General features: G+C 53.3%; 20 protein-coding genes and 2 tRNA genes. 12 read left to right on the plus strand and 10 right to left on the minus strand.

The genetic code is table 11. The annotated features are described in order from the left end of the window. Positions 1–19 precede the first annotated feature (19 nt). Entirely contained in the window at positions 20–466 is a 447-nt protein-coding gene (locus tag ACXAFR_RS10505) for an acyl-CoA thioesterase (protein ID WP_475176441.1), read from the minus strand. Positions 467–763: 297 nt separating this feature from the next. Here ACXAFR_RS10505 and ACXAFR_RS10510 point away from each other — a divergent pair, with 297 nt between their 5' ends. From ACXAFR_RS10510 to ACXAFR_RS10520, 3 genes are all read left to right on the plus strand, one after another. Next, positions 764–1,210, plus strand: a complete 447-nt coding sequence (locus ACXAFR_RS10510; protein ID WP_475176442.1) for an acyl-CoA thioesterase — start codon at positions 764–766, stop codon at positions 1,208–1,210. An 89-nt stretch (positions 1,211–1,299) separates the two neighbouring features. Further along, a complete protein-coding gene (locus ACXAFR_RS10515) occupies positions 1,300–1,773 on the plus strand; it encodes a hypothetical protein (RefSeq protein ID WP_475176443.1) in 474 nt (157 codons plus the stop codon). A gap of 108 nt (positions 1,774–1,881) precedes the next feature. Next, entirely contained in the window at positions 1,882–2,415 is a 534-nt protein-coding gene (locus ACXAFR_RS10520) for a hypothetical protein (RefSeq protein WP_475176444.1), read from the plus strand. 20 nt (positions 2,416–2,435) lie between these two features. Here ACXAFR_RS10520 and ACXAFR_RS10525 read toward each other — a convergent pair whose 3' ends face one another. The 3 genes from ACXAFR_RS10525 to ACXAFR_RS10535 form a co-directional block, all read right to left on the minus strand. Continuing rightward, positions 2,436–3,299 carry a 1,4-dihydroxy-2-naphthoate polyprenyltransferase gene (locus tag ACXAFR_RS10525; RefSeq protein ID WP_475176446.1) on the minus strand — a complete coding sequence of 288 codons (864 nt, stop codon included), beginning with the start codon at positions 3,297–3,299 and terminating at the stop codon, positions 2,436–2,438. 643 nt (positions 3,300–3,942) lie between these two features. After that, a tRNA-Asp gene (locus ACXAFR_RS10530) sits at positions 3,943–4,019 on the minus strand. Positions 4,020–4,067: 48 nt separating this feature from the next. Beyond that, positions 4,068–4,143 (minus strand) — tRNA-Val (locus ACXAFR_RS10535). A 301-nt stretch (positions 4,144–4,444) separates the two neighbouring features. Between ACXAFR_RS10535 and ACXAFR_RS10540 the strand changes: the two genes are divergently transcribed. The 9 genes from ACXAFR_RS10540 to ACXAFR_RS10580 all read left to right on the plus strand — a co-directional run bounded on the left by ACXAFR_RS10540 (position 4,445) and on the right by ACXAFR_RS10580 (position 16,926). Further along, positions 4,445–4,951 carry a cytochrome c-type biogenesis protein gene (locus ACXAFR_RS10540; protein WP_475176449.1) on the plus strand — a complete coding sequence of 169 codons (507 nt, stop codon included), beginning with the start codon at positions 4,445–4,447 and terminating at the stop codon, positions 4,949–4,951. Between the two features lie 81 nt (positions 4,952–5,032). Further along, positions 5,033–6,319, plus strand: a complete 1,287-nt coding sequence (gene ccmI / locus ACXAFR_RS10545) for a c-type cytochrome biogenesis protein CcmI (protein WP_475176450.1) — start codon at positions 5,033–5,035, stop codon at positions 6,317–6,319. Positions 6,320–6,567: 248 nt separating this feature from the next. Next, positions 6,568–10,068 carry a chromosome segregation protein SMC gene (gene smc, locus ACXAFR_RS10550; RefSeq protein WP_475176452.1) on the plus strand — a complete coding sequence of 1,167 codons (3,501 nt, stop codon included), beginning with the start codon at positions 6,568–6,570 and terminating at the stop codon, positions 10,066–10,068. Between the two features lie 104 nt (positions 10,069–10,172). Continuing rightward, positions 10,173–11,270, plus strand: coding sequence for a cell division protein ZipA (gene zipA / locus ACXAFR_RS10555; RefSeq protein ID WP_475176455.1), 1,098 nt, complete (start codon positions 10,173–10,175; stop codon positions 11,268–11,270). 87 nt (positions 11,271–11,357) lie between these two features. After that, positions 11,358–13,409, plus strand: a complete 2,052-nt coding sequence (ligA, locus tag ACXAFR_RS10560) for an NAD-dependent DNA ligase LigA (RefSeq protein ID WP_475176458.1) — start codon at positions 11,358–11,360, stop codon at positions 13,407–13,409. After that, a complete protein-coding gene (locus ACXAFR_RS10565) occupies positions 13,402–14,016 on the plus strand; it encodes a transglycosylase SLT domain-containing protein (protein WP_475176462.1) in 615 nt (204 codons plus the stop codon). Before ligA ends, ACXAFR_RS10565 begins: the two co-directional genes overlap by 8 nt. Before the next feature lie 31 nt (positions 14,017–14,047). Then, complete coding sequence (locus ACXAFR_RS10570) at positions 14,048–14,914, plus strand: HAD-IIB family hydrolase (RefSeq protein WP_475176466.1); 867 nt, start codon at positions 14,048–14,050, stop codon at positions 14,912–14,914. Positions 14,915–14,918: 4 nt separating this feature from the next. Further along, positions 14,919–15,137, plus strand: a complete 219-nt coding sequence (locus ACXAFR_RS10575) for a hypothetical protein (RefSeq protein ID WP_475176467.1) — start codon at positions 14,919–14,921, stop codon at positions 15,135–15,137. Between the two features lie 151 nt (positions 15,138–15,288). Beyond that, positions 15,289–16,926 (plus strand): AMP-binding protein, encoded by a 1,638-nt coding sequence (locus ACXAFR_RS10580; RefSeq protein WP_475176469.1) that lies wholly within the window; start codon positions 15,289–15,291, stop codon positions 16,924–16,926. On the opposite strand, the gene ACXAFR_RS10585 is transcribed toward ACXAFR_RS10580, so the two are convergent. From ACXAFR_RS10585 to ACXAFR_RS10610, 6 genes are all read right to left on the minus strand, one after another. Further along, the gene (locus ACXAFR_RS10585; protein WP_475176471.1) at positions 16,923–18,617 is read right to left on the minus strand and encodes a BatD family protein; all 1,695 of its coding nucleotides are present in this window, start codon (positions 18,615–18,617) and stop codon (positions 16,923–16,925) included. The two genes, ACXAFR_RS10580 and ACXAFR_RS10585, sit on opposite strands and share 4 nt — an antisense overlap. Before the next feature lie 180 nt (positions 18,618–18,797). Continuing rightward, positions 18,798–20,711, minus strand: coding sequence for a vWA domain-containing protein (locus ACXAFR_RS10590; protein WP_475176473.1), 1,914 nt, complete (start codon positions 20,709–20,711; stop codon positions 18,798–18,800). Then, a complete protein-coding gene (locus ACXAFR_RS10595; RefSeq protein WP_475176474.1) occupies positions 20,701–21,765 on the minus strand; it encodes a VWA domain-containing protein in 1,065 nt (354 codons plus the stop codon). Before ACXAFR_RS10595 ends, ACXAFR_RS10590 begins: the two co-directional genes overlap by 11 nt. After that, positions 21,759–22,286: a DUF4381 domain-containing protein gene (locus ACXAFR_RS10600; protein ID WP_475176477.1), complete on the minus strand. Its 528-nt coding sequence runs from the start codon at positions 22,284–22,286 to the stop codon at positions 21,759–21,761. Before ACXAFR_RS10600 ends, ACXAFR_RS10595 begins: the two co-directional genes overlap by 7 nt. Further along, positions 22,274–23,224 carry a DUF58 domain-containing protein gene (locus tag ACXAFR_RS10605; protein WP_475176481.1) on the minus strand — a complete coding sequence of 317 codons (951 nt, stop codon included), beginning with the start codon at positions 23,222–23,224 and terminating at the stop codon, positions 22,274–22,276. Before ACXAFR_RS10605 ends, ACXAFR_RS10600 begins: the two co-directional genes overlap by 13 nt. Continuing rightward, positions 23,224–24,183 carry an AAA family ATPase gene (locus ACXAFR_RS10610; RefSeq protein ID WP_475176484.1) on the minus strand — a complete coding sequence of 320 codons (960 nt, stop codon included), beginning with the start codon at positions 24,181–24,183 and terminating at the stop codon, positions 23,224–23,226. Before ACXAFR_RS10610 ends, ACXAFR_RS10605 begins: the two co-directional genes overlap by 1 nt. Positions 24,184–24,221: the final 38 nt, after the last annotated feature.

Raw genomic sequence — 24,221 nt, forward strand, 5'->3', positions numbered from 1 at the left:
ATCCGTGGCGTTATCGTAATTAGCGGGCAATCATAAAGCCCTGCATGATTTCTCGCAGTGTCGACGAGATTGTATGGGGCTGGCCACCGCTGGTGTGTACCAACACACTTTCGCTGAAACCGACGCAGCTGTCGTTTCGATAAAGCCCCTGTTGTAGTCGAAACGACGTGTTCCCAATGTGGCTAACAGCGCTGCCGATCATCAGCTGATCCGGAAAACGAACCTCTTTTAGATAGGTAATTTCTAATTTCACTAAAACCGCTGCGGGCGCCTCACTGCCCGCAAATTGGGTATTGCCCATAATGGCCATTTGCATCAAACGTACGCGGGCGTTTTCATAGAAGCGGCCTATTGCCAGGTTGTTGACGTGGCCTAGGGCATCTAAATCACCGAATTCGGTATCCTGGCGGTAGTGGTGGGGGTAGTCGCTGAGCAATCGGGCTTCCGTTGGTGTAGCAATGTCCATAATCGATGCTTCTTTCTGATGGCGTTAGTTCTCCGGGAAACAAGGTGGGCGTCCCTATGAGATGAGGCTCCCAATCATCCTCGCCGGTCTACGTGTGAGTCTACGGACCTGAAAGCCCTAGATCCACTTAACGTTGAATTTTTGCGAGGCGCTTGTATTTCCTTCCTAAAGTCATATCAGTACACTAAAGAGGATGTGTAACACGCTCATCTGGAAAATGGCAATTCGCTGGCATTATCCCTTTGCCTACAATGTCATCCGTTTCCCATAAAACGATAACGAAAATCTGGTGGATAAATGTCTTCGGCCAACACGCGTCTGATCAATCGTGACAATTACACGTGGTTTCAAGCTCTCAGTATTCGCTGGATGGATAATGATATCAATGGTCACGTCAATAACGTCCACTATTACTCATACTTCGATACAGTCGCCAACAGCTTTTTGATCAATCGTTGCGGGTTGGACGTCCGGCGCGGTGATGCCATTGGACTTACGGTACATTCCGAATGTTTTTATCGCCGCTCTCTGTCTTTCCCTGATGACATTGAAGGGGGATTTCGGGTAAATCGTATCGGCAACAGTTCTGTGGAATACGGTATCGGCATTTTTCGCGTGGGAGATCCGGAAGCGAGTGCTCACGGCACCATGACGCACGTCTTTGTTGATCGAATCTCGGAGCGGCCGATCCCAATTCAAGATTCCGTCAGAACCATTCTCGCCGCCGCCATGGTATCATTCTAGGGCGATCGCTAAACAAAGAATTTAGCGCGTTTTCTCTTTTGCCGCCGTGGTCTCATTGTCCTGTTTGTAACAGAAATGAAGGGCGTTAAATGAAAAATTGTGAACCTCTTGTGCCTGGCGGCGAGTCTTCCTGGTGCTATTCTGCATCTACTCATGTCAATGTGTCCGGTGGAATTGTGTCAAGACCTCCGGCCGCTCGTGAAACAGAAGCGCTGCACAAAGGTGTAAAGCTCATTTTGTTGCTTAACGGTCGGCTGCAGTGTGCTTTGCCGGACGAAGATGAAACCTTGCTCGGTAGCCCCTGCCTGTGTGCTGTCGTCAACGGCGGGGATTACCTCGCTTCACAAATGTTCGATCCAAGTGTCACCTTGCGTTATGTCATTGTGGGTTTCGATCACGAGACCGGCGCCACGTTTTTTGACATACATTCAGACGATCTATCCCATCGTTACAAGCCTTTCGCACCGCGCTTGATTCGTCTGCCGCTGGAAAACTCTTTCACCGATCTTTCGACGCGATGGTGCGATACGATCTCGACCATTGGCGCTTTGCCATCAACGTAAATAATGTTTTTGACAAGGAATACTTTGTGAGCTGTTCGACCAGCACGTGTGGCGTAGGTACGGACCGCACGATTTTAGCGTCGGTGAACTATCGCTGGGGTAAGTAAGATGAAGCATAAAAAGTTTCTCCAAGGGGTGATGCTGGTGATGGGCTTGTGGTCAATCTTGCAGGTGTCCGCGGAATCACAGATCGCTGCGGCAATCCCCGCGCCGGATGCTTTGGTATGGCGTGGTGAAGAGCAATGGATGCTGCGGTTGGCGGAGGAGGCGGGACGCATGCGTATCGGCTTTGTGCAGACGCCGATGGCCGATTATCTGTTGACCGGCTCGCTCACGCTTGATGATGCAGAGCTTGGCATCACGGGATCTGGGCGCTGGCGAGCTGGCAAGTTAATCCTCGATCTAAGCATCAGTGGTGGCGTTCGAGACTTGGTGCCAGACGCCGAAAAGCGAGCTCTGTTTGATGGCAAAAGCCAGCCTATGACATTGGACTCCGCCGGGTTTGCCATGATGCGTATCGAGCTTGACGGGAATACCCTGAACGGTGTCAGCCAGCAATATCAGACGAATATTGTGACGGGCAATCGGGTGCAGGGGCCGGTCTATCGCGGTGGGGAAGTGAAATATTTAAAGAGTCATTAAGTCCAACGTTTCTCTTCACTTTATAGCGTAAGCAATAGAGCGGTAGTCCCACAATAGAGTAATCCGATCTGAGCGGTTCTGGCGAGCAGGGCGTTTAGCGCTCTGCCTCGGGTGGTGCGAATACGTTGCGCCAACCAAGTAACTCCGGGTCCGCAGGCGAGTAGTGGAATGACGGTTAGCCAGAGATCGGGAAGGCTTGTCGCCAAGTGGGTCAGCAATGCCCCCATCATTACCAAAACATAACCGGCGCGGCTGCGATTTTCTCCGAGTCTGACCGCCAGAGTATACTTGCCTGCGGTCTTATCCGTGGAAATATCGCGAATGTTATTGACTAACAGGAGCGCGACGCTGAAAAGTCCGGCACTGGTGCCATAAGCCAGAGCTCTCATGCTAACGTTGTCGGTTTGTAGCCAGTAGCTTCCAGCTACGGCAACCCATCCAAAGAATGCCAGTACGGCGACTTCTCCCAAGCCTAATGAGGCTAATGGCCAGGGGCCTGCACTGTAGGCAAACACAGCCGCAATACAGGCGAATCCTACTAAGAGCAGGGTCCAGTGGGTAGCCGCGGCCAGCAACAATCCCGTTGTGATTGCGAGTGCGGTAACCAGGGCTAGTGCGATACTCATGGCTCTGGCAGAGATACATCCAGATTGAACCATTCTGGGTGGACCAAGCCGCTCTTCAGTATCGATTCCTGCAAGACCATCGAACAGATCGTTCGCGAGATTGACTGCAATCTGTAGGGACAGCGCACAAATCAGTGCGATGAAAAAGATCGGCCAGTGTATCGCTTCGATCTCGCTGGCCAGTGCGGTGCCAAGTAAGATTGGCCCGAGAGAGGCAGGAATGGTTTTCGGTCTGATGGCTTGCACCCAATAATTCATTGGTGTCCTTAATGTCGTTGATGCCTTGTGGCAGCATGGCGTATGGCACCAGTCAGGTCTAGTGGCACTGATGTGCAAAAGCCAAATGAATTTAATCGTTACGGGGCGGGCGTATTATTAGCGAAAAGTGCTGTGCCTATTTATTGAGCGCGCCAAAAAAATGGGCGAACTGCGGTAATAACTCGTGCAACCTGTTGTTTGGACGGGCGGTTTCGCGTTAAGAAGTCTTGTTCAGGCGTTGTAGTTCCAGTTTGTTTAATCATTTAGAAAAAGGGGAGCTTTGAGGTATCTTTATGAAAATTGACAGCCTGCTGTCATGCCTGTTCTTGCCGCTAACACTTTCACTTTGCAGTGATTTAGTGCGAGGGAGAACATAAAACATATATCGATAGCTCTACAACGTTTCTCTGTAAGCGTCTCTCTGTGTTGCGGCTGTATCTCTTCGCGCAACTGCGAATGACGCTTTTCTGGAGGGATCTGCTCGAGGAACTTTGGTGACTTTGCCGGACGGCAGAGGATTTAACGTGCGCAAATGCTCTGACGTATCAATCTTGAGCAGTGAATGGGCTGAAAACTCTAACCAGAAAACTTTCCGTTTAATTCGCTTAAAAGGAAAGTGATTCATCTAATGAATCTGAGAAAATGGCGGACCGGACGGGACTCGAACCCGCGACCTCCGGCGTGACAGGCCGGCATTCTAACCAGCTGAACTACCGGTCCGCGAAAAGGGCTGACAAGCATAACCTTAATTGTTCAGTAATTAAAGTCTGGTGGGTGGTGAGGGGATCGAACCCCCGACCCTCGCCTTGTAAGGGCGATGCTCTCCCAGCTGAGCTAACCACCCGCTGTGTCAGTGGCGGCGTATGATAACGATTATTTTTTTGCCGTCAACGATTATTTTAAAATTATTTCAAAAGACTTTTTCCGGGTGTGGTTTTGCTTCGCTACAACCCGGCATTCATAATTGGGATAAAGCCACGGGATATCTGGTGTTGAGTCTGGTGTCAGAGGGTGAATAACTCAGATCGAGGTGTTGCAAATATTTTGGTCTGATCAAGCTCTGAAGTTTACAGGGGCGAAAGCGCCTAGCTGAGGCCGTAATCTCACTGTTATAATCTGGGCCGTTTTTTTGGGGGCCGATGCCGATGCCGCGTACATTGATTGTTATGCTGTCTCTAGTAGCCAGTCTGCTGTTACATGTGCAGGCTTTTGCTGCGATTGAGGTCTACGAGTTCGACGATGAATCTTTGCGTCAGCGTTATCTGATGTTTATTGACGAGATGCGCTGCCCTAAATGTCAGAATCAAAATCTTGCCGGTTCTGATTCCCCCATTGCAGAGGATCTGCGACGGGAGTTGCGACGCCTGATCAGTGAGGGGCGTTCAGACGACGAAATTGTGGATTTTATGGTCAGCCGCTATGGCGACTATGTGCTCTATCGCCCGAGATTACAGTCAAATACGCTCGTGCTTTGGTTATTGCCAGCGGGATTGCTGTTGCTGGGTTTGCTGGTGGCTCTGTTCATTGTGTTCAAGCGTCGTGGCGCGGATTCGTTGGACGCTACGGATGGGGCTGATGAGCAAAAACTCGCACGTTTACTCAAAGAGGCTGATGATCGCCTGGAGGATGCGTCGAGAACTGGCGACAAGTGACCGCCCTGGTTTCCCTGCTTGAGAGGTTTGTTTGACAAGAATTACGATTGAGTTGCCGAAGTCTGTGTTGGAGGTGTTCCCATGCTAGCGTTTTGGGGGGGGATCATCGCGCTTTGCTTGTTGGCCGCTGTGTTTTTACTTTGGCCATTGTGGCGTCCCGCACAACTGGCGTCCGTTGTCGATCGACGACAGCAGAATCTCGACTTGTTCAATGAGCATCGACTTGAGCTGCGCCGCCAGCATCAGCAGGGCGATCTGTCGGATCAGCAATATGAGCGATTGTTACGAGAGGCTGAGCTGTCTTTGCTGGAGGATTCCTCCGATAGCGATGCGCTGGCTGAACCTCACAATGGAGGCAATGCCGGTCGTAAACCCATCGTCTTGATGGGCGGGCTTGCTGTTTTAGTGCTGGGAGCCAGCGTCGCGTTTTACCTGCATTACGGTGCCATCGACGATGTGGAAATCGCCAATTTGCGCAGCGACTTCATGGCGGAGCAGGTCGCGGCTATGCAGGGGGCTGAGGTTGCTGAAGGTCAGAGTGACGCAACACTCAATGCGTTAATTGCAAAATTGGAGCAGCGTCTGGAGAGGGATCCAGACAATGTCGGCAACCACTACCTTCTGGCCAGCAGTTATATGCAACAGGGCCGCTATGGTGATGCGGTCAGGGAATATGGAGCCATAATCTCCCGTGGTGAACCGCCGGCTTACATCATCGGTGAAACTGCCCAGGCCGTGTTTCTGGCATCGGGAAATCGTATTACTCCTGAAGTGAAGGCGTTAGCCGGTCGTGCACTGGAGTTGGACCCGCGGGAAACGACGTCGCTGGGGCTATCGGGAATTGATGCCTTCGAACAGCAGCAATACGACAAGGCCATAGGGTTTTGGCAGCGAGCGGTGGCACTGATAGGGACGGATTCTCCAGGAGGTCAGAATCTGGTGATGGGCATCAACCGAGCGCGACAATTGCTGGCAGAGTCTGGCGCTGTACCGACTGGTCCTTCAGAGCAAACAGAGGTAGATCAAGCGGAGATCAGCGTCGATATCGAGATAGGCGATGGTGTGTCCCTGCCGGCAGACGCGACAGTGTTTGTCTACGCTCGAGCGTGGCAGGGGCCCAAAATGCCGCTGGCCATCACGCGTTTGACGGTTGCAGATTTACCTCGTACCGTCGTTTTGAGCGATGCTATGGCCATGGCGCCGGGGATGACGTTAAGCTCTGCTGATCAACTCGAGTTGGTTGCCAGGGTGTCAACCAGCGGTGAACCGGTACCCCAAAGTGGTGATTGGCAGGCGACATTAGGGCCTGTCCGCTTGGCTGACGTCGCGGAGCCGTTAACGCTGGCGATCACTGAACAGGTTCCCTGACAAGCCTGTTCGTCTGAGGTTTCAGGTGGGGGCTTTCACCCCGCTTGGGTCCGTGTAAAATCTGGTGGATATTCTGAAGTCATCCGGAGCATCAAGAAAAAAGGGTTTATCCTCATGAACCCTCAAAACCGATGCTATTATTAGAGTTAATCGGATCATATTTAAAAATGTATCCGTCCGATTCCCGGTATATCTGAAAAATCAATTTATATGAGTGGTACCGATTCCGCTGCGGGTAATACAGATCTATGCGGCTAAAAAGCATTAAGCTGGCTGGATTCAAATCTTTCGTTGATCCGACGACCGTTCACTTTCCCAGTAATTTGGGCGCGGTTGTGGGGCCGAATGGCTGTGGGAAATCCAATATTATCGACGCCGTGCGCTGGGTTATGGGGGAGTCCTCCGCCAAAAACCTGCGTGGCGAGTCCATGACCGATGTTATTTTCAATGGCTCGGGAAATCGCAAGCCAGTGGGGCAGGCGTCGATTGAGCTGGTATTCGATAATAGCGATCGCACCTTAGTTGGGGAGTACGCTGGGTTTACCGAAATTTCGGTCAAGCGGAAGGTTACCCGGGATGCCCAGAATACCTACTATCTTAACGGCGCCAAATGTCGGCGTCGTGACATTACGGACATTTTTCTGGGTACCGGTCTCGGGCCTCGAAGTTACGCCATCATTGAGCAGGGCATGATCTCCCGTTTGATCGAGGCCAAGCCTGAAGAGCTCCGCATCTACATCGAAGAAGCTGCCGGTATTTCCAAATACAAGGACCGGCGCCGGGACACCGAAAATCGCATGCGTCGGACTCAGGAAAACTTAGAGCGACTGACGGATTTACGGGAGGAGCTTGAAAGGCAGCTAACACGACTTGCACGTCAGGCGGAAGCTGCCGAAAAGTACACTCAGTTCAAGAAAGAAGAGCGTCTACTGAAAGCTCAAATTCAGGCACTGACGTTCCGCAACCTTGATAAAAAAGTAGGTGGATATCGCGACTCGATCAGTCAGCTAGAACTGGCCGTGGAGGAAGCCGTCACACGGCAGGTTCAGAGAGAGTCTTCAATCGAGACTCTACGCCTGCGTCACACGGAACAGGGTGATAAATTCAACGAAATTCAGGCGCAGTTTTACAGCCTGGGTTCCGATATTGCGCGCCTTGAGCAAACCATCCAAATGACTCAGGAGCGAGCCAGGCAGCTGCAACAGGATTTGGCGAGAGCGGAAAAAGATTCTGCCGATGTCGATGAAAGCATGCGCGCTGACCGCGAGCGGATCGAGGTCTGGGAAGTTGAAATTGAAGAGCTGCTTCCCGAGATTGAAATGATGGGCGGTCAGGAGGGGGATTCCGGCGATACCCTGCGCACTGCAGAAGAGGCGATGCAGGATTGGCAGCAACGCTGGGAAGCCTTTGGACAGCGTGCCGCCGAACCTCAGCGCCAAGCGGAAGTCGAACGCTCCCGAATCATGCATTTGGAGCAGACCCAATCGCGGTTGATGGATCGTTTGCATAAGCTACAGGGCGAGCAACAGCAGTTGGCTCCGGAAGAGTCCGACGAAGACATCGAACTCTTGTCTATGCAGCTGGCGGAAGCCGATCTGGAGCAGGAAGCTCGGGCCGAGAAGGTCGAGTCCGTCAATGATCATATTGCTCGCAGGCAAGACCAGATCCAGGCGTTGAGCGACCAGCTCAATGATGTGCGCAGTCGTTTGCAAAGCCAGCGCGGGCGTTTTTCTTCGTTGGAAGCCTTGCAGCAGGCTGCTCTCAGTGAAGGGGTTTCTGCCGATTGGCTGTCGACTCAGGGGATCGCCGATAGTCAACGTCTGGCGGAGTGTCTCAGCGTCAGTGACGGCTGGGATACGGCGGTAGAAACCGTTCTCGGTGAAACTCTACAGGCCATCTGTGTTGATGGTTTCGATCAGCAGGTGTTGTCTGCGGCGGGTTTACAGGAGGGGGAGTTGGTGTTGCTCGACACAGCTTCTTACCTGTCCTCAATGGAAAATGGAAGTGATTACCTTGGCGCCAAAGTTACCGCCAGTATCGATCTCGGTGGCCTACTGCAAGGGATTCGGCTGGCGGAAAGCTTGGAAGATGCGCTGGCTCAACGTCAGCAGCTTGCTGTTGGTGAGTCGGTCATTACGCGGGATGGACTCTGGCTCAGTGCCAATTGGTTCCGCCTCCGGCGTGGCTCTAACGCGGCGAGTGGTGTGATCGCTCGACGGCAGGAGCTGCAGGAATTAGAAGCTGCCATTGCTGCCGATTACGAGCGCTCCCAGACCATGGCCACAGAACTGCAGGAAGCGCGGCAGTCGCTCAAAGACCTCGAAGCTGAGCGTGAGCAGTTGCGGCGGGAGAGTGCCGATGAAGGGCGGCGTGTCGGTGAATTGCGCGCCCAGCTCAGTGCTCGCAAAGTACAGCAGGAACAGGTTATCCAGCGCCGGCAGAGGCTAACCCAAGAGGTCGGTGAGTTACAGGAGCAATTGGATCAAGAAGGTGAGTCTTTAGCGGAATCCCGAATTGTTTTGCAGGACGCTCTCGATGCAATGGAGCAGAGCACCGCGGAACGGGAAACGCTTCAAGGTCAACGTGACACCTTGCGTAATCGGCTGGATGAAGCCCGCCAAAAGGCCCGTCACGATCGTGATCGAGCCCATCAATTGGAAATGCGATACCAGAATCTAAAGACCCAAGTGGAATCATTGCGGGCGGGTCTGGCGCGATTGGAAGAGCAGGCTGAGCGCCTTCAAGCCCGTCGTGAGGAGTTGCAGGAAAACCTGCTGCTGTCGGAAGATCCGTCGGATGCGAATCAACTGGAGCTCGAAGCTCTGCTTGAAAAGCGGATGGCCATCGAGCAACGGCTGGCTGAGGCGCGTGAAGCCGTTGATCAGGTTGAGCAGGATCTGCGGCGCACCGAACAGGAACGCAATCAAGTTGCGCAGGAATTACAGCAACATCGCAGCCGTCTTGAACAGGCGCGTCTGGATGCCAACTCGTTGGAAGTGCAGCGCTCGACAGTGCTTGAGCAATTGCAAACCGAAAATTTTCATTTGGAAACGCTGTTAGAACAACTTGGCGAGGATGCCGATCAGGGGGAGTTGCAGCAAGCCCTGGAACGCACCTCAAATCGTATCGCTCGACTGGGAGCCATTAACCTAGCAGCGATCGATGAGTACAAAACGGAATCCGAACGTAAAACCTACCTCGATCAGCAAAACGACGATCTTGTCGAGGCGTTGGAAACACTCGAGAATGCCATTCGCAAAATCGACAAGGAAACCCGTTCGCGTTTCAAGGAAACCTTCGACAAGGTTAACAACGGTCTCCAAGATTTATTTCCCAGGGTTTTTGGCGGTGGTCATGCCTATTTGGAACTTACCGGCGAAGATATGCTCGATACGGGTATCGCAATTATGGCGAGACCCCCGGGCAAGCGAAACAGTACCATTCATTTGTTGTCGGGTGGCGAGAAAGCGCTCACTGCCATCGCACTGGTCTTTTCTATCTTCCAGTTGAACCCGGCGCCTTTCTGTATGTTGGATGAGGTGGATGCACCGTTGGATGATGCCAACGTGGGGCGTTACGCCTCAATGGTTGAACAAATGTCCGATCAGGTGCAGTTTATCTACATCACCCACAATAAAATCGCCATGGAAATGGCACATCAGCTACTTGGCGTTACCATGCACGAGCCTGGCGTATCACGGCTGGTGACGGTAGACGTCGATGAAGCTGCGGAACTTGCTGCCATGTAATGGCTGTTGCAATTGGATTATAAATGACGAGGCAGAGGCAGTTCCGCGCCGAACCTCGCACAAGCGTAAGATCATAGAGGCGTTGACAACTTATGGATTTTGGCATGCGTAATTGGCTGATCGCCATTATCGTTTTACTCATCGTAGGCGTGCTGTTGGACGGTTTCCGCAGAATGCGGCAGACCCGTAAGCAGGCAGTCCGTTTCGCCCGGAACATGCCGCATTCGGCAAGTGGTGATGTGACGGGTGGAGACGGCAACAATGTAGAGCTGCCCAACGGTGGTGCCCGCGTCGTCGATCGCGATGGCCACGGTGGTGAGTCACTGGTTGTTGGCTCCAGCCGAATCAAGGCGCTGTCACGTGTTGAACCGACTTTTGCGGAAGACCGTGTAACAAGGTCCGCAGGTAAGGCCACGAAACCTGAGGTTCAAAAAACGGACAATTTTGCCTTTGATGATTACGACGATGACATGGATCCGCTGTTTGCGTCTCCAGGGGCGGGGGCTGCGCCAACGGCTCGCGAGCAGGATCGCCATGAGGCCGTTGAAGGCACGTCAACAGAGGCGTTCACCGCTGAGCTGCCTGATGAGGTCGGACACTACGAGCATCAAGGGGGAAGCGAGGAAGAGACCTATCCTTCGGAAGAGTTTCCCGAGGAGCGTCACAGAGCGGCAGAAGACGAGGCCTTTGAAACAACGGAATTCACCGAAGAATCCTACGAGCCCCAACATCTGGTGGCTGAGTCCGGTGAGGAAGAAGCCGAGGCTGATCCAGATGAGGTTCTGGTCATCAATGTCATGGCATCTCAAGGTGAGCAATTTCCCGGTGATGAGCTCCAGCAGGTTGCCCTGCAGTGCGGGCTGAAGTTTGGTGATATGCAGATCTTTCACCGCTATGAGCAACAAAGCGGTGACGGCCCTCTCTTGTTTAGCATGGTCAATATGGTCATTCCAGGCACCTTTGACCTGGATTCAATGAATGATTTTTCGACACCTGGCGTCAGTCTATTTATGACTCTGCCGATGAAATCCAACAGTATGGACGCCTTTGACACCATGGCCGGTACTGCAATGGCGATTGCCGATCGTCTTGGAGGCGAGCTCAAGGACGAAACCCGCAGTGCAATGACCAATCAAACCTTAGAGCACTGCCGTCAGCGCATCAGCGAGTATGAACGCCGACGTCAATTGGCGGCGCGTTAGTCGCAGTCATTTCTCTGATCAGTGGGAGCAGGTGTTGTGCTCTCACTTGTTTCTGTCACAACCGAACGCCGCCGTACTTAAAAACTGATGTCTGAAACCATCTCTATCGAAGAACAGATAAAGCAGTTGCGTGAGCAGCTCAACCACCACAGCTATTGCTATTACGTACTGGATGACCCGTCTGTCCCCGATGCAGAGTACGATCGCTTATTTCGTCGCTTGCAGGAATTGGAAGCGGCGCATCCCGACTTGATTTCGTCGGATTCGCCAACTCAGAGAGTCGGCGCTGCGCCGCTGGGCGCCTTCGCTCAAGTTGCGCACGAAGTGCCAATGTTGTCGCTCGATAATGCGTTTAATGACGACGATTTGCTGGCATTTGATCGTCGCATTCGAGATCGATTGAAGCGCACTGAATCCATAGAATACGCTTGCGAGCCCAAGCTTGATGGCATTGCCGTCAGCTTATTGTATGAGCGGGGAAAACTGGTGCGAGGGGCGACCAGAGGAGACGGCTCTACGGGTGAAGATATCACTCAGAACGTCCGTACGATTCGTTCGATCCCCATGCAATTGCTGGGAACGGACTTTCCTGAGCTGCTTGAAGTCCGTGGTGAAATTTACATGCCGAAGTCGAGCTTTGAGGCGCTCAACGAGCTGGCTCGGAAGGAGGGAAGTAAACCCTTTGTAAATCCGCGGAATGCGGCGGCGGGTAGTTTGCGGCAGTTGGATTCCCGTATCACCGCAACCCGTAAGTTGCAAATGTGCGCCTACAGTGTCGGTCGTATCAGTGGCGCTGATTTGCCCGCTCGACATACGGAGATGTTGCACGCCCTGCATCGTTGGGGGTTTCTCATCAATCCGGAAATGAAAGTCGCCGAATCTATCGAAGCTTGTGTGGAATATGCCAGGCAATTGTCGGAGCGGCGTCTGACTCTTCATTACGAAATCGATGGCATTGTATTCAAAGTCAACGACCTGGCCCTACAGGAAACCCTCGGGTTTGTCTCACGGGCTCCGCGCTGGGCAATGGCTTATAAATTTCCCGCCCAGGAAGAGATGACCAAGTTGCTCGATGTTGAATTTCAGGTCGGGCGTACCGGCGCGGTGACGCCTGTTGCGCGTTTAGAGCCTGTTTTTGTCGGAGGCGTCACGGTTTCCAACGCCACCTTGCACAATCGGGACGAAATCGCTCGGCTCGGGGTGAAAGTGGGCGACACGGTCATAGTTCGGCGCGCTGGTGATGTTATTCCTCAGGTTGTTTCCGTCATTGAATCGAAGCGACCGAAGGACGCTCGCGATATTGCGTTTCCCGAGCTGTGTCCTGTGTGTGACTCTCCTGTCGAAAACGTACCGGGTGAAGCGGTTTACCGTTGTACCGGTGGTTTGATTTGCGCCGCTCAACGCAAACAGGCAATCCGCCATTTTGCGTCCCGCCGGGCCATGGATATCGACGGTCTGGGAGATAAGCTGGTCGAGCAGCTGGTGGATCGCGACATGGTTCATTCTGTCGCCGATCTCTATCGATTGGATGTGGAGCAGATTGCTGGTCTTGAGCGTATGGCGGCAAAATCTGCGGCCAATCTGGTTACAGCTCTGGAAAACAGCAAATCCACCAGCCTAGAACGTTTTCTGTTTGCTTTGGGTATTCGGGAGGTCGGGGAAGCGACCGCTCGTGCGCTCAGTCGCCATTTTGGAGGCTTGCAGGCACTGCAAGATGCCAGCGAAGAGCAATTGCAGGAAGTCCCCGATGTAGGGCCTGTGGTTGCCCATTTCGTTGCCGAATTTTTTCAGCAGCCCCATACCCTTGAGGCAATAGCGGCATTGCAACAGGCGGGTATCCACTGGCCTGAGTCGGAGGGGGAAGATCCTGAAAAGGCCTTTGAAGCACCGCTGGCAGGTAAGACATATGTCGTCACCGGTAGCTTTTCGACAATTAGTCGCAAAGATGCGACCGAGCATCTGAAAAATCTGGGAGCGAAGGTCTCCGGTTCCGTGTCTGCAAAAACCCACTGTGTGGTGGCTGGTAGCGGCGTGGAAAATAACAGTAAGTACCGGGATGCTCTTGCATTGGGTATTTCAGTTATCAGCGAAGATGAGTTAATTGAAGAGTTGCGTCAATATGGTGTCGCCGATGTTTAAAGGCAGCCGCCTATTGCTAGGGTTAATCGCTCTGTTGTTATTGAATGGTTGTGCCACTTCCAGACCGGTGGAGCTGAACAATATTTGCGATATTTTTGATGAAAAAGATGATTGGTACGATGATGCTCTAGAAGCTAAAAAGCGCTGGGGTACGCCCATTCCCATAGCCATGTCGATCATTTACCAGGAATCTCGCTTTGAAGCTAAGGCTAGGCCGCCGCGTACAAAGTTATTGTGGGTGATTCCCTGGAAGCGGCAAAGCAGTGCTTATGGCTATTCCCAGGCAAAAAATAGCACTTGGGATTGGTATCTAAAAGAGGCCGGAGGATGGGCATCCAATCGTTCGGATTTTGCCGACGCAGTGGATTTTGTTGGTTGGTATAACTACAAGAGTCACACCATCAATGGCATTCGGAGAGATGACGCCTACTCGTTGTATCTCGCCTATCATGAGGGGCATGGAGGGTATTCTCGCGGTACTTATCGTGGAAAATCCTGGTTGATCGGTGTGGCATCAAAAGTGAATAACCGAGCCGCGATGTATCAAAAGCAATTGTACGGCTGTGAAGAACGTCTGCGGAAAAAAGGCTGGTGGCCGTTTTGGTGACTTATCCTGAGTGTATGCGTTGGAGAAGAGTTTGAGCGTTCCTTTGTCCAGTGATGCCGCATCAGAGTTGTTGCGGCGTGATCTTAAATTGGCGTTTTTCGACATTGATGGGACGTTGGTGGGCCTGGATGCCAATTACAGTGCTCGGGTGAAACAAGCCTTAGCCGCGTTGCGCGCTGCGGGCGTTAAATTGGCGGTTGCCTCCGGACGCCCGCGATTTGCAGCGCAGTTCTTGATCGACGAGTTGGGGCTTGACGCTGCCGGTCTCTTCAATACGGGCGCTTTGCTCTACGAGCCAGCATCCGGAAACTCACTGGTAGAACATCCTCTGAACGCCGAGCTTTGTCGATCATTGGTAGAAGCCGCTGCTGCTGCCAATATCTACACGGAAGTCTACACGGCAGAACACTATTACACCTGGCGCATGACATCCCTTGCGGAAATTCATGCAGAACATCTACGAATTCAGCCGGATATCGCAGATCTCGCCTCCCTGGCGATACGCGAGTCGGCGCTTAAGTTGATCTTCGCCGTGGAGAAGAGTGAGGATCACGAGTCGTTATATGCGTTAGAGCGGCAGTTTCCTGAGGCAGAGTTTGCCTATGCAAGAATGGTGTCACGCCCGGATTATCTCTTTGCCAGCGTAATTTCCCGAGCGGCGTGTAAACAGCAGGGGTTTGAACAACTACTGGCGTACCACCAAGTTGAGCCTGCTCAGGTCATTGCCTTTGGTGATGCACGCTCCGATCGAGTGTTTCTGCAGCAGGCAGGAGTTGGCGTTGCGATGGGGAATGCAGAAGCGGGTATCCGTGACATCGCGAAAATTGAAACGCTGCCGGTCTGGGACGATGGCGTCGCTGCAGTAATAGAGCGCTGGATCACACTAAACGGGCTTTGACACTATGTTGTTTTTTCGCAAACGTGGTTCGCGGTCGGTGGCGACGTCAGCGATGCTGGCATGCTTGGCATTTATTGCGGCGGCCATCTGGGCCTGGGACCTGCCGGTCGCCGATGCCCTTAAGTTCCTATTGATCAGTTTGGGATTGATTTTTACGTTGATGTTAGGTGCCTTCCTGACGATCTGTCTTTTTAAGGGGCTGCAGAAGCTATTGCGACGTTAAACCGAAAGAAGCCGTTAACAGCGATGGTTTTTCGTCCTATTCTTAACATCAGACGTACCTGTTACGTAGAGTCTTGGAGACGATGTTAAACGTTTGGAGTAGCAGGTGATCGGTAGGGAATTATCATTAAGGCTTACACAATAAAAAGACCATGGGCCTAAAACAAGAAAATATTACGTCGCTTATTGAACGGGCGGCAAACCAGTACGCTGAGCGTCCGGCATTTGCTTGTCTCGGACACAATCTCACCTATGGTGACGTCGAACGATTAAGTAAGGCATTTGCCGCCTGGTTACAGAATGAATCCGGGTTGCAGCCGGGTGATCGAGTGGCCGTTCAGATGGCCAATATTCTGCAATACCCTGTTGTCGTTTACGGTGTGCTGCGGGCGGGTATGATTCTTGTTAACGTCAATCCGCTCTATACCCCCAGAGAAATTCGACACCAGTTAAAGGATTCCGGCGCTCGTTTGCTCGTCATCATGGCAAACCTTGCCGATCGCGCGGCAGCAGTGATCCAGGATACATCGGTCACTCAGGTAGTGATCACCGAGATTGCCGATCTGCACCCGCCAATCAAGCGGCTAGCGATTAATGCCATCATTCGCTACGTCAAGCGGATGGTTCCATCGTTTCAATTTCCTCAGCAAATAGGTCTGCGTGACGTATTGCGCAGTGGCTCGACGATGAGTTACCAGCCTGTTGATGCGCAGGTTCACGATATTGCGGTGTTGCAATATACCGGAGGCACCACGGGGGTCGCGAAAGGGGCGGTGTTAACTCACGCTAACCTGACGGCTAATACAGATCAGGTTGGTTATTTATTGAAGAAGGTGTTAACCCCCGGTAAAGAGTTGTTTGTCTCGCCATTACCGCTCTACCATATTTACGCGTTCATGATTCACTGCCTCTTTTTGCCCAGTTTGGGAGCGTGCAGCTTGTTAATTCCCAACCCCAGGGATTTGAATGCGTTGGTAAAAGACTTGGAAAAAGTTCGTTTTACCGGGTTCTGTGGATTGAACACGCTTTTTAATGGTTTGTGTCGACATAAAGGCTTTCGGTCCTTAGATTTTTCGGCATTAAAGCTGACCACATCTGGCGGTATGGCGTTAACGACAGACGTGGCGCACTGCTGGCAGCGCGTCACTGGCTGCGAAATTTTGGAAGGCTATGGTCTGACGGAAACCTCCCCGGTTGTCGCGTTCAATCCCCCAGGAAGTATTAGAATAGGTTCTATTGGCTGTCCTATTCCCTTCACTGACATACGCCTTATCGATGAACAAGGGCGGGATGTCAGCAATGGCTGTGCGGGTGAGTTATTGGTACGTGGGCCTCAAGTCATGCAGGGCTACTGGCAACAACCGGAGGAAACTCGAAAGGTCTTGTCCGAGGACGGTTGGTTGGCGACTGGTGATATCGCCGAACGACTGGATGACGGTTATCTTCGTATCGTGGACCGTAAAAAGGATATGATCATCGTATCTGGATTTAATGTTTATCCCAACGAGGTTGAGGAAGAGGTCTGCAAGCATCCTGGCATCACCGAAGCTGCCGCGATTGGAATTCCCGACCCCGCTAAGGGCGAAGTCGTCAAGCTCTATGCGGTGACGGATGACAGCACACTAACAGAGGATGAGGTGTTGAAATTCTGTCGCTTGTCCCTAACGCCTTACAAAGTCCCTTCTCGTGTAGAATTCGTCAGTGAATTGCCGAAATCTGTGGTCGGTAAAGTCATCCGCCGCGAATTGCGCGAGCATCATCAGAAGTCTCAGTCGACGCAGGCCGGTTAACTGTAGAGGGGCGCGATCACCTCGTGGCTTGTCGCACCCTCAGCGCTTTCTTTGTGGCGTCGAGCGTTCATTATGGCCTCTTGCAACAGGGTTCTATCCGGCTCGCGCGTTTCGGCGCCGTATAGACAGGTTTGCAAATGGCTCACCGCGACGCGCAGATGAGGATTGCGCAATTGCCCCAATGCCGTTACGGTTTCTCTCTGTCGGCTGCTACCCCAGGCCATCAGCGCCGTCCGAATTTGCTGAGGCGTTTTTTCCTGTACTGCAGTTTTTAACTGGCGAAACGTTTCGGCTTCACTCGGCGAAGTATTTCTGGCGGGGGATGACAGGGATCTTTGCACAGGAATCCGACCGCGAGCTCGCCACCAGAGAATCGCAAATAAGAGGGTTGTCGCCGCAAAGACGCCTGTGAGAGAGACCCAGTAAGACGCAACGGGCAGGGCGGGTTGGTCGATTGGTAAGGAGATGTTGCCGCTGGGCAGAAGAGCCGAGGTGGTTTCGTCTGTGCTGTTTTCCGTTGGCGCGACGGGCGGCGGCGTGGCCGGAGCTGTGCCGGGGGCGACGGTAATGGTTTCCTCTGGAAGGCTCGCGGTTTCCATTTTGCTTTCTTGCGTGTTCCACCAGGTCACGTTGATGGCGGGTAATGTAAATTCTCCCTCGCGATTTGGAACAATGGCGTAGCTCTCAGTCTTTAGGGTTTTAACGCCTTCTGCGGACAGAGTTTCATCGGATTGGGGCTGATCCGGGTAGTACTTAATTCCGTCGACCTCTTCCAGCTTTAGAGGCGGCAATTGAGAGGCGAGTAACCCGTTTGCGTCGATGGAAATGGTCCGAGTAATGGGTTCTCCGACCCGAAATTCACTAGGATCCCGATTCCACTTTTGGGTCAGACTGATATTGCTGGCAGGTAGCCACTGTTGGCCGTCAAAATCTGCGGGACGAGGCTGGACATCCACCACTTTTTCTTCGGTTCGCAAACGCAATCGTTTGCCGCTGCGGGCGAGGAAAGGATCGTAGTTATAGCTTTGACTCGACTGAATCGTAATATTCCACAGTGTGGAGGGCAGGGTGAGTTTGCCGCTGCGTTGAGGGAAGATCGCGTAAGTCACTTCGACAATGCCAAACCGGCGGCCATTGATGGTGCGTTGATACTGGTTTTCGGCAACCTGTTTGACTAAGGCATCGGCAACAGAAAATTCTTCGCTGTTGAGACTGCTTAGGTCAACAGACGTGTAGAGGCGGATGGTATAGAGAAATTGCTCTTGGACATAGCCTTCGGGCTTTTGCAATTCCGTTTCAAGAAACACAGGCTGTTCTGAGGGGAGATCTGTTTTCGGCGCTGTCTTTGCGACGTCAATTTCAATGGCGTCACTGAAAACCCCTTCAAATTCGAACGATGGAATCAGCAGCTTTCCCGTCGACTTGGGCGCGACGACCAGGGTCCATTGTGTCCAGGATTCGGCTTTACCGTTAATGCTGCGATACTGATTGGCCCGACGATTCCCAAGAATATCAAAGTTCTCTTCCAGGGCACTGAAGTCCGGTTCGCCAAACATGACCTGGTCGGAGTAGCGAACGGTGAGCGACAGCGTCTCTTCCAAGCTAATCTCATTGCGATCTACGGATGCCGTAAGTTCTGCAGACTGAGCCGCGCCAGAAATTCCAGCCAGGAATAGCAGGAATAATCCCACGAGGGCTGTGTTATGCCTGAGTGATAGGCGGTGTTTTCCTGGCGAATGGATTGCTCGGCAAGAAAAGAACCTTGAAGAGAAGTTGTTGACTATATTGCCCATTCGATAACCATAAAATCGAAAGTCGGTTGTTTGGGAGCTGAAAACGACACGCTTGATAGGCGGGGATGAGTACCCGGCCTACCAGCGTTTATTCGCGTCGTTTTCCGGCGGTTGCCATGTGCCCATGCTGTATTCTTTGCGGCGCTGACGGTACTGGTACTGAAATTTCTTACGCATCAGGCCGCTGGGATCGTCGGGAATTTTACGCAGCCATTGTTCCATGGCTTGGCGCTCCTCATCACTCATCTCGGGTGCTTCGGCGGCACTGGCAGCAGCGTTTTGCGCGTTTTCAGACTCTTCTTCGCCTGCTTGCTCCGGTGATCCGGCATTTGACGAATTGTCGTCTTCATCAGAATTCTGTTGGTCCTGAGGCTCTCCGTTTTCCCCTGTGGAATCTTCCGGATTCCTGTTTTGTTCGTCGCCCTGACGTTCGGGCTCGCCGTCAGCGTTTTGATCCCCGCCGCTCTCGCCTTCCGGTGGCGTGTCACCTGGCTGGGACTGGGCGTCATCTTGATCGTTGTTACCGGAACCATTCTGAGGCTGGTTCTTGGCATTGTCGCCGTCGCTCGGTTGCTGATCGGAGTTTTCCTGGCCGGAGGAATCTTGCTGTGAGTTTTGCTGTTGATCCAGCAGAGATTGCACCAGGTCGCGATTGAAGCGGGCGTCGTCGAGTTTTGGGTTTTGTTGCAAGGCGTCATCATAAGCCTTGATGGCATCTTTAAGTTTACCGGTCTTTGCGAGAGCATTGCCGAGGTTGTAGAGGCCCTCAGGGCTGTTGTCCTGACGATAGGCGTCGATGGCGCCCTCATAATTTTCTGCCTGGTATTGGGCTGTGCCACGCCAATCTGGGCGCTCGAATTTCTCAGCCGCGGCGGCAGGTTTTTCGCTTTGTAAAAGTTTCTGTCCCTGTTGATCGGGGGTGGCCCATAAGTCCTGCCATTCTAAAGCCTGACTGGGCTGCGGCAGCCACAATGTACAGAAGAGCATAAGGAGCCAACCGCGCCGAAAGGCGCCGACAAAGAGCGGTAACAGCAACAGGCACAGCCAGAAGCCGGCATCCTGCCAAGTGTCATATTGCCGTTGCAGCTCGCGGGTCTGCTCGTTAATCAGAGGTGGCTGATCAAGAAGCTCGTCGATGTCTTTATCGGATGGGGTCAGGGTTTCATAAACGCCGTGAGAAGACTGGGCCAGATTTGCCAGCTGATCGGTGTCCAGCCGTGCAAGCATCATATCGCCGTCTGGTTCTTTGGCAAAACCACCGCCCCTCAGCGGAATAGGGGCGCCCTCGCGGGTGCCTACGCCCAGGACGGACAAGCGGTAGCCGGATGGAATTGTTCGGGTCAAATAATCGCGGGCTGTGTCCGTAACACCATCGGTTACCAGAAGAAATTCCCCTCTGGGTAAGCCGGCTTCTCGAATCAGCTTGATGCCCAGATCTAAGGCCATTTCGGTGTTGCTGCCGGGAAGAGGCATAATTTCTGGTGACAGGCTTGGCAGCAGGCTGGCGATGGTGTCTGTGTCATCCGTGAGCGGCGTCACGACGTGAGCCTCTCCGGCGTAGGCGATCAATGCGGTGAGGCCTTCATGCCGCGCGGCGAGAAGATCAATCAATTTCAGGCGCGCCCTTACCAGCCGCGAAGGCGAAAGATCCTGGGCATCCATCGATGGTGACAGATCCAACAAGATCACCATGGCATTCTCGGACTTGTGTACCGGTTGTGGCAGTTTTTCCCAACTTGGGCCTGCCATTGCTATGCTCGCCAGAGTAAACATGACCGCGAGAAACCAATAGGGTAGTTTTTGTTGACGGCTGGGCTTGCCCTGGATCAGATGCGGGAGCAGGCTTGGATTAATCAACCGGCGCCATTGGTTATCGGATGCTTGAGATTTGAGCAGGAGCCAAGTCAGGGCAAGTAACAGCGGTATGCCTGCTAACCACCAAGGTCGCAACCAATGAAAATGCTCGATCATGGTAGACCATTCAGGAGGCATCGCTGGAGCCTCCCTGTGAAGGTGTTGATGCTGAACGCAGAGTTTGCGGAGTCTGTATATGGCGCATGAGCAGTTTGGTTAAAGCCCAGAGTACGCTGAGAATCATCGCCAGCCCCAGAGGCCAGTGAAACAATGACTGAGTTGGCCGAAAATATTCGGCATCCTGATCGACGGGTTCGAGGCGGTCGAGTTCCTGATAGATCTCGACCAAATCTTCCGGCGATCTGGCGCGAAAATAGCGACCGCCGGTCTGTTGGGCGATGGCGGTCAGGGTCTCTTCATCGAGATCTGCCGAAGGGTTGATTTTGCGTGTGCCAAAGGGACTGCCAAATAGACCGTTGGTAATCATCTCGTCGGCGCCGACCCCAACGGTATAAATTTTCACCTTGGCTTTCGCGGCCAGCTCGGCTGCCTTGAGGGGGGTTACTTGGCCAGCGGTATTGGCACCGTCGGTGAGCAGAATCAGTACTCGGCTGGACTCGGGCCGATCGCGCAAGCGTTTGACGGCCATGCCAATCGCGTCACCAATGGCTGTTTTCTCTCCGGCGAAGCCTAACTGCGCTTCCGTCAGCATGCTTTTCACCGTGCCCCGGTCGAAGGTGAGGGGCACCTGTAAATAGGCTCGTGTGCCGAAGAGAATCAGTCCGAGACGATCACTGCGACGTCGCTCAACGAAATCGCCGACCACGGATTTGACCACGGTGAGGCGGTCGTACGCTTGGCCTTTCCACGTCATATCCGGGGTTTCCATACTGCCTGAGATATCCACTGCGAGCAGGAGGTCGCGGCCGCTGGCCGGTAGCGCAATGGATTCGCCAACCCAAACGGGGCGGGCGGCTGCGCCGAGTAAACAGATCCAGATTAATAGCAGCAAGAGCCAGCGCAGCCAGTAAATGGTTGCGCCTTTTGCAGAGGGACGATCGTCACCGGGCAGCCGTGCAAAAAAAGGCACCAGCAGAGCGGTGTCTTCACGGCGAGCGCTGGGTGACAGTCGATAGACAAGCCATGGCAGCGGCAGCAGCACAAAGACATAGGGCCAGGTTACTGTCAGCACGCCAGTGGCTCCCTGTTGTATGAACGCCGTTCACGATGTCCGCGTATCCAGGATTTGGCGTATTTTGCCAGTCGTTTGACCTGCTCTTCGTCGACGTCTTTGCGGTAAATCTCACCACCGAGGAGCCGTATCAGATTCGGATCCTGATCTACAGTGGGCGCTGTGTGGTGCAAAAAGGCGCACCAGTCTGCACCGTTTAACTTTGCGGAATCGTGTCGTGGGTACACCGTGATGGCGACGCGTTTTAGCAGGCGATTAATTTCGCGACAGAGTTGTTCAGCGCTGGATTTTTGTTGCTGAATATCCTGCAGCATTTGCAGGGCTTCTCTACGATAACGGTCGCGTCGATAACGTAATAATGCCCACACAACGAGCCCCAATAATGTGGCGATTAACAGGCCTGCCAATATCCACCAGCCGGGTGCCGGTGGCCACCAGGGGACGCTATCGGGCAAATGGATATCGCGCAATTGCGCCAGGGGATCCCCTCCCATTGCTGGATCCGGAGCTACCCCCGCCATGAATGCCTCCCGAATACGGTATTTAACTGCTGCAGCGGCGCGTAGCAGGTGGGCAGTGTAACAAGGGGGAGGGCGAGGCGGGCCGACAGAGTTTGCAGACGCTCAAAATGCGCAGTGAAACTGGAACGATAATGATTGGCGAGTTCCCGATTACGGGTATCCAGAATCCTGCGCTGGCGACCGTTGGTGACGGTGAGCATCATATTGGGGGGCAATTGCTGCTCAAAAGGATCCGAAACCGGCAGTAACGTAATGTCACAGTGACGCGCGAGTTGGAAAAGCTGTTCCTCGCTGGCGTCGTCAACGTCGTGAAAGTCACTCAGTATCAGCAGTGCGCTGCCGGGTCTGGCGATGCGACGCAGGTCGCGCAGGCGCTGGTCGAGCGGGAGACTTTCAGTATTACTGATGGGCGACGTCAAGGCTCCGTTAAAACGGTGCAAACTATCGAGGATAGCGAGCAGTGTGTGGCGACTGCGTTTCGGCCGAATGTCGTCTTCTTCTTTGTCTGAGAATATCAGCGCGCCAACGCGGTCGTTGTTGCTTAGGGCCGCCCAGCCAAGAAGTGCGGCGGCGTGCGCGGCTGTCACAGATTTGAAGCAGTGGGAAGTACCAAAAAACATCGAACTGCGTTGATCCACAACCAAAATGACCGGGCGCTCACGTTCCTCGCGAAACATTTTGGTGTGCGCGGTGCCGGTTCGAGCCGTTACCCGCCAGTCGATATTGCGGATATCGTCGCCAGCCTGGTAGTGTCTGACTTCCTCAAACTCCATGCCGCGTCCACGAAATCGCGCCCGGAACCCACCGCTCTGTTGGGCTCGGCTCTGTCGCTTGGGAGATAGGGTCAGTTCGCGGGCGGCAAACCTCAGTCCCAACAGATCTTCCAGTTGGGTGTATGCGCCCAGTGGCGGCTCCCGAAAACGCGTATCAAGGCTCATCAGGCCGTGGGCACCTGCTTGATCAGTTCAGCAATCACGTCATCGGCCTTGATGCCGCTGGCTTCAGCTTCAAAGCTGAGAATTAAACGGTGACGAAAAACATCCCCAACGATTGCCTGGACATCGTCGGGGCTCACAAAATCTCGGCCACCGAGCCAAGCGTGGGCACGAGCACAACGATCCAGACCGATAGTGCCACGAGGGCTGATTCCGAACTCGATCCACTCAGCCAGCTGCGAGCTGTACTTGGCGGGGTTGCGAGTCGCATCAGTGAGGTTAACGATATAGTCCTCCACTGTGTCGGCCATGTAGAGATCCAAAACTTCTTTGCGCATGTCCAGCAAAGCTTGCTGTGACAGAACCTCTGGCGCCTCGGGCTTATGCTCGGCCGCTTCATTTCTCGCCAGGCGTAAAATCTGGCGTTCGGCATCGGCGCTCGGGTAGGCGACATTGACGTGCAGAAGAAATCGATCCAGTTGAGCTTCCGGCAGAGGATAGGTGCCCTCTTGTTCGATTGGGTTTTGCGTCGCCATGACCATAAATAGGTCGGGCAGAGGATAGGTTGAGCGCCCGACGCTGATTTGCCGTTCCGCCATGGCTTCCAGCAGGGCAGATTGAACTTTTGCCGGGGCTCGGTTGATTTCATCGGCGAGCACGAGATTATGGAAAATGGGGCCAGCCTGGAATTCAAACGTGCCGTTTTCGGGGCGATAAATATCTGTTCCAGTGACATCCGCTGGCAACAGATCCGGCGTAAATTGAATACGGTGGAAATCACCATCAATGCCGTCAGATAACGTTTTTACCGCTTTGGTCTTGGCCAGCCCTGGAGCGCCCTCAACGAGCAGGTGGCCATCGGCCAGCAGGGCTATTAACAGGCTGTCTACGAGATGCTCCTGGCCAATAATTTGCGACTGCAGCCAGTCGCGTAATGCTGTCAGGGCCGATAAGTGATTCATGGTGTAGCTGAGACTCCCGCGAAGGCGATTTTCAGGCG

This window comes from Pseudomaricurvus sp. ABR4_320, from assembly GCF_056159445.1.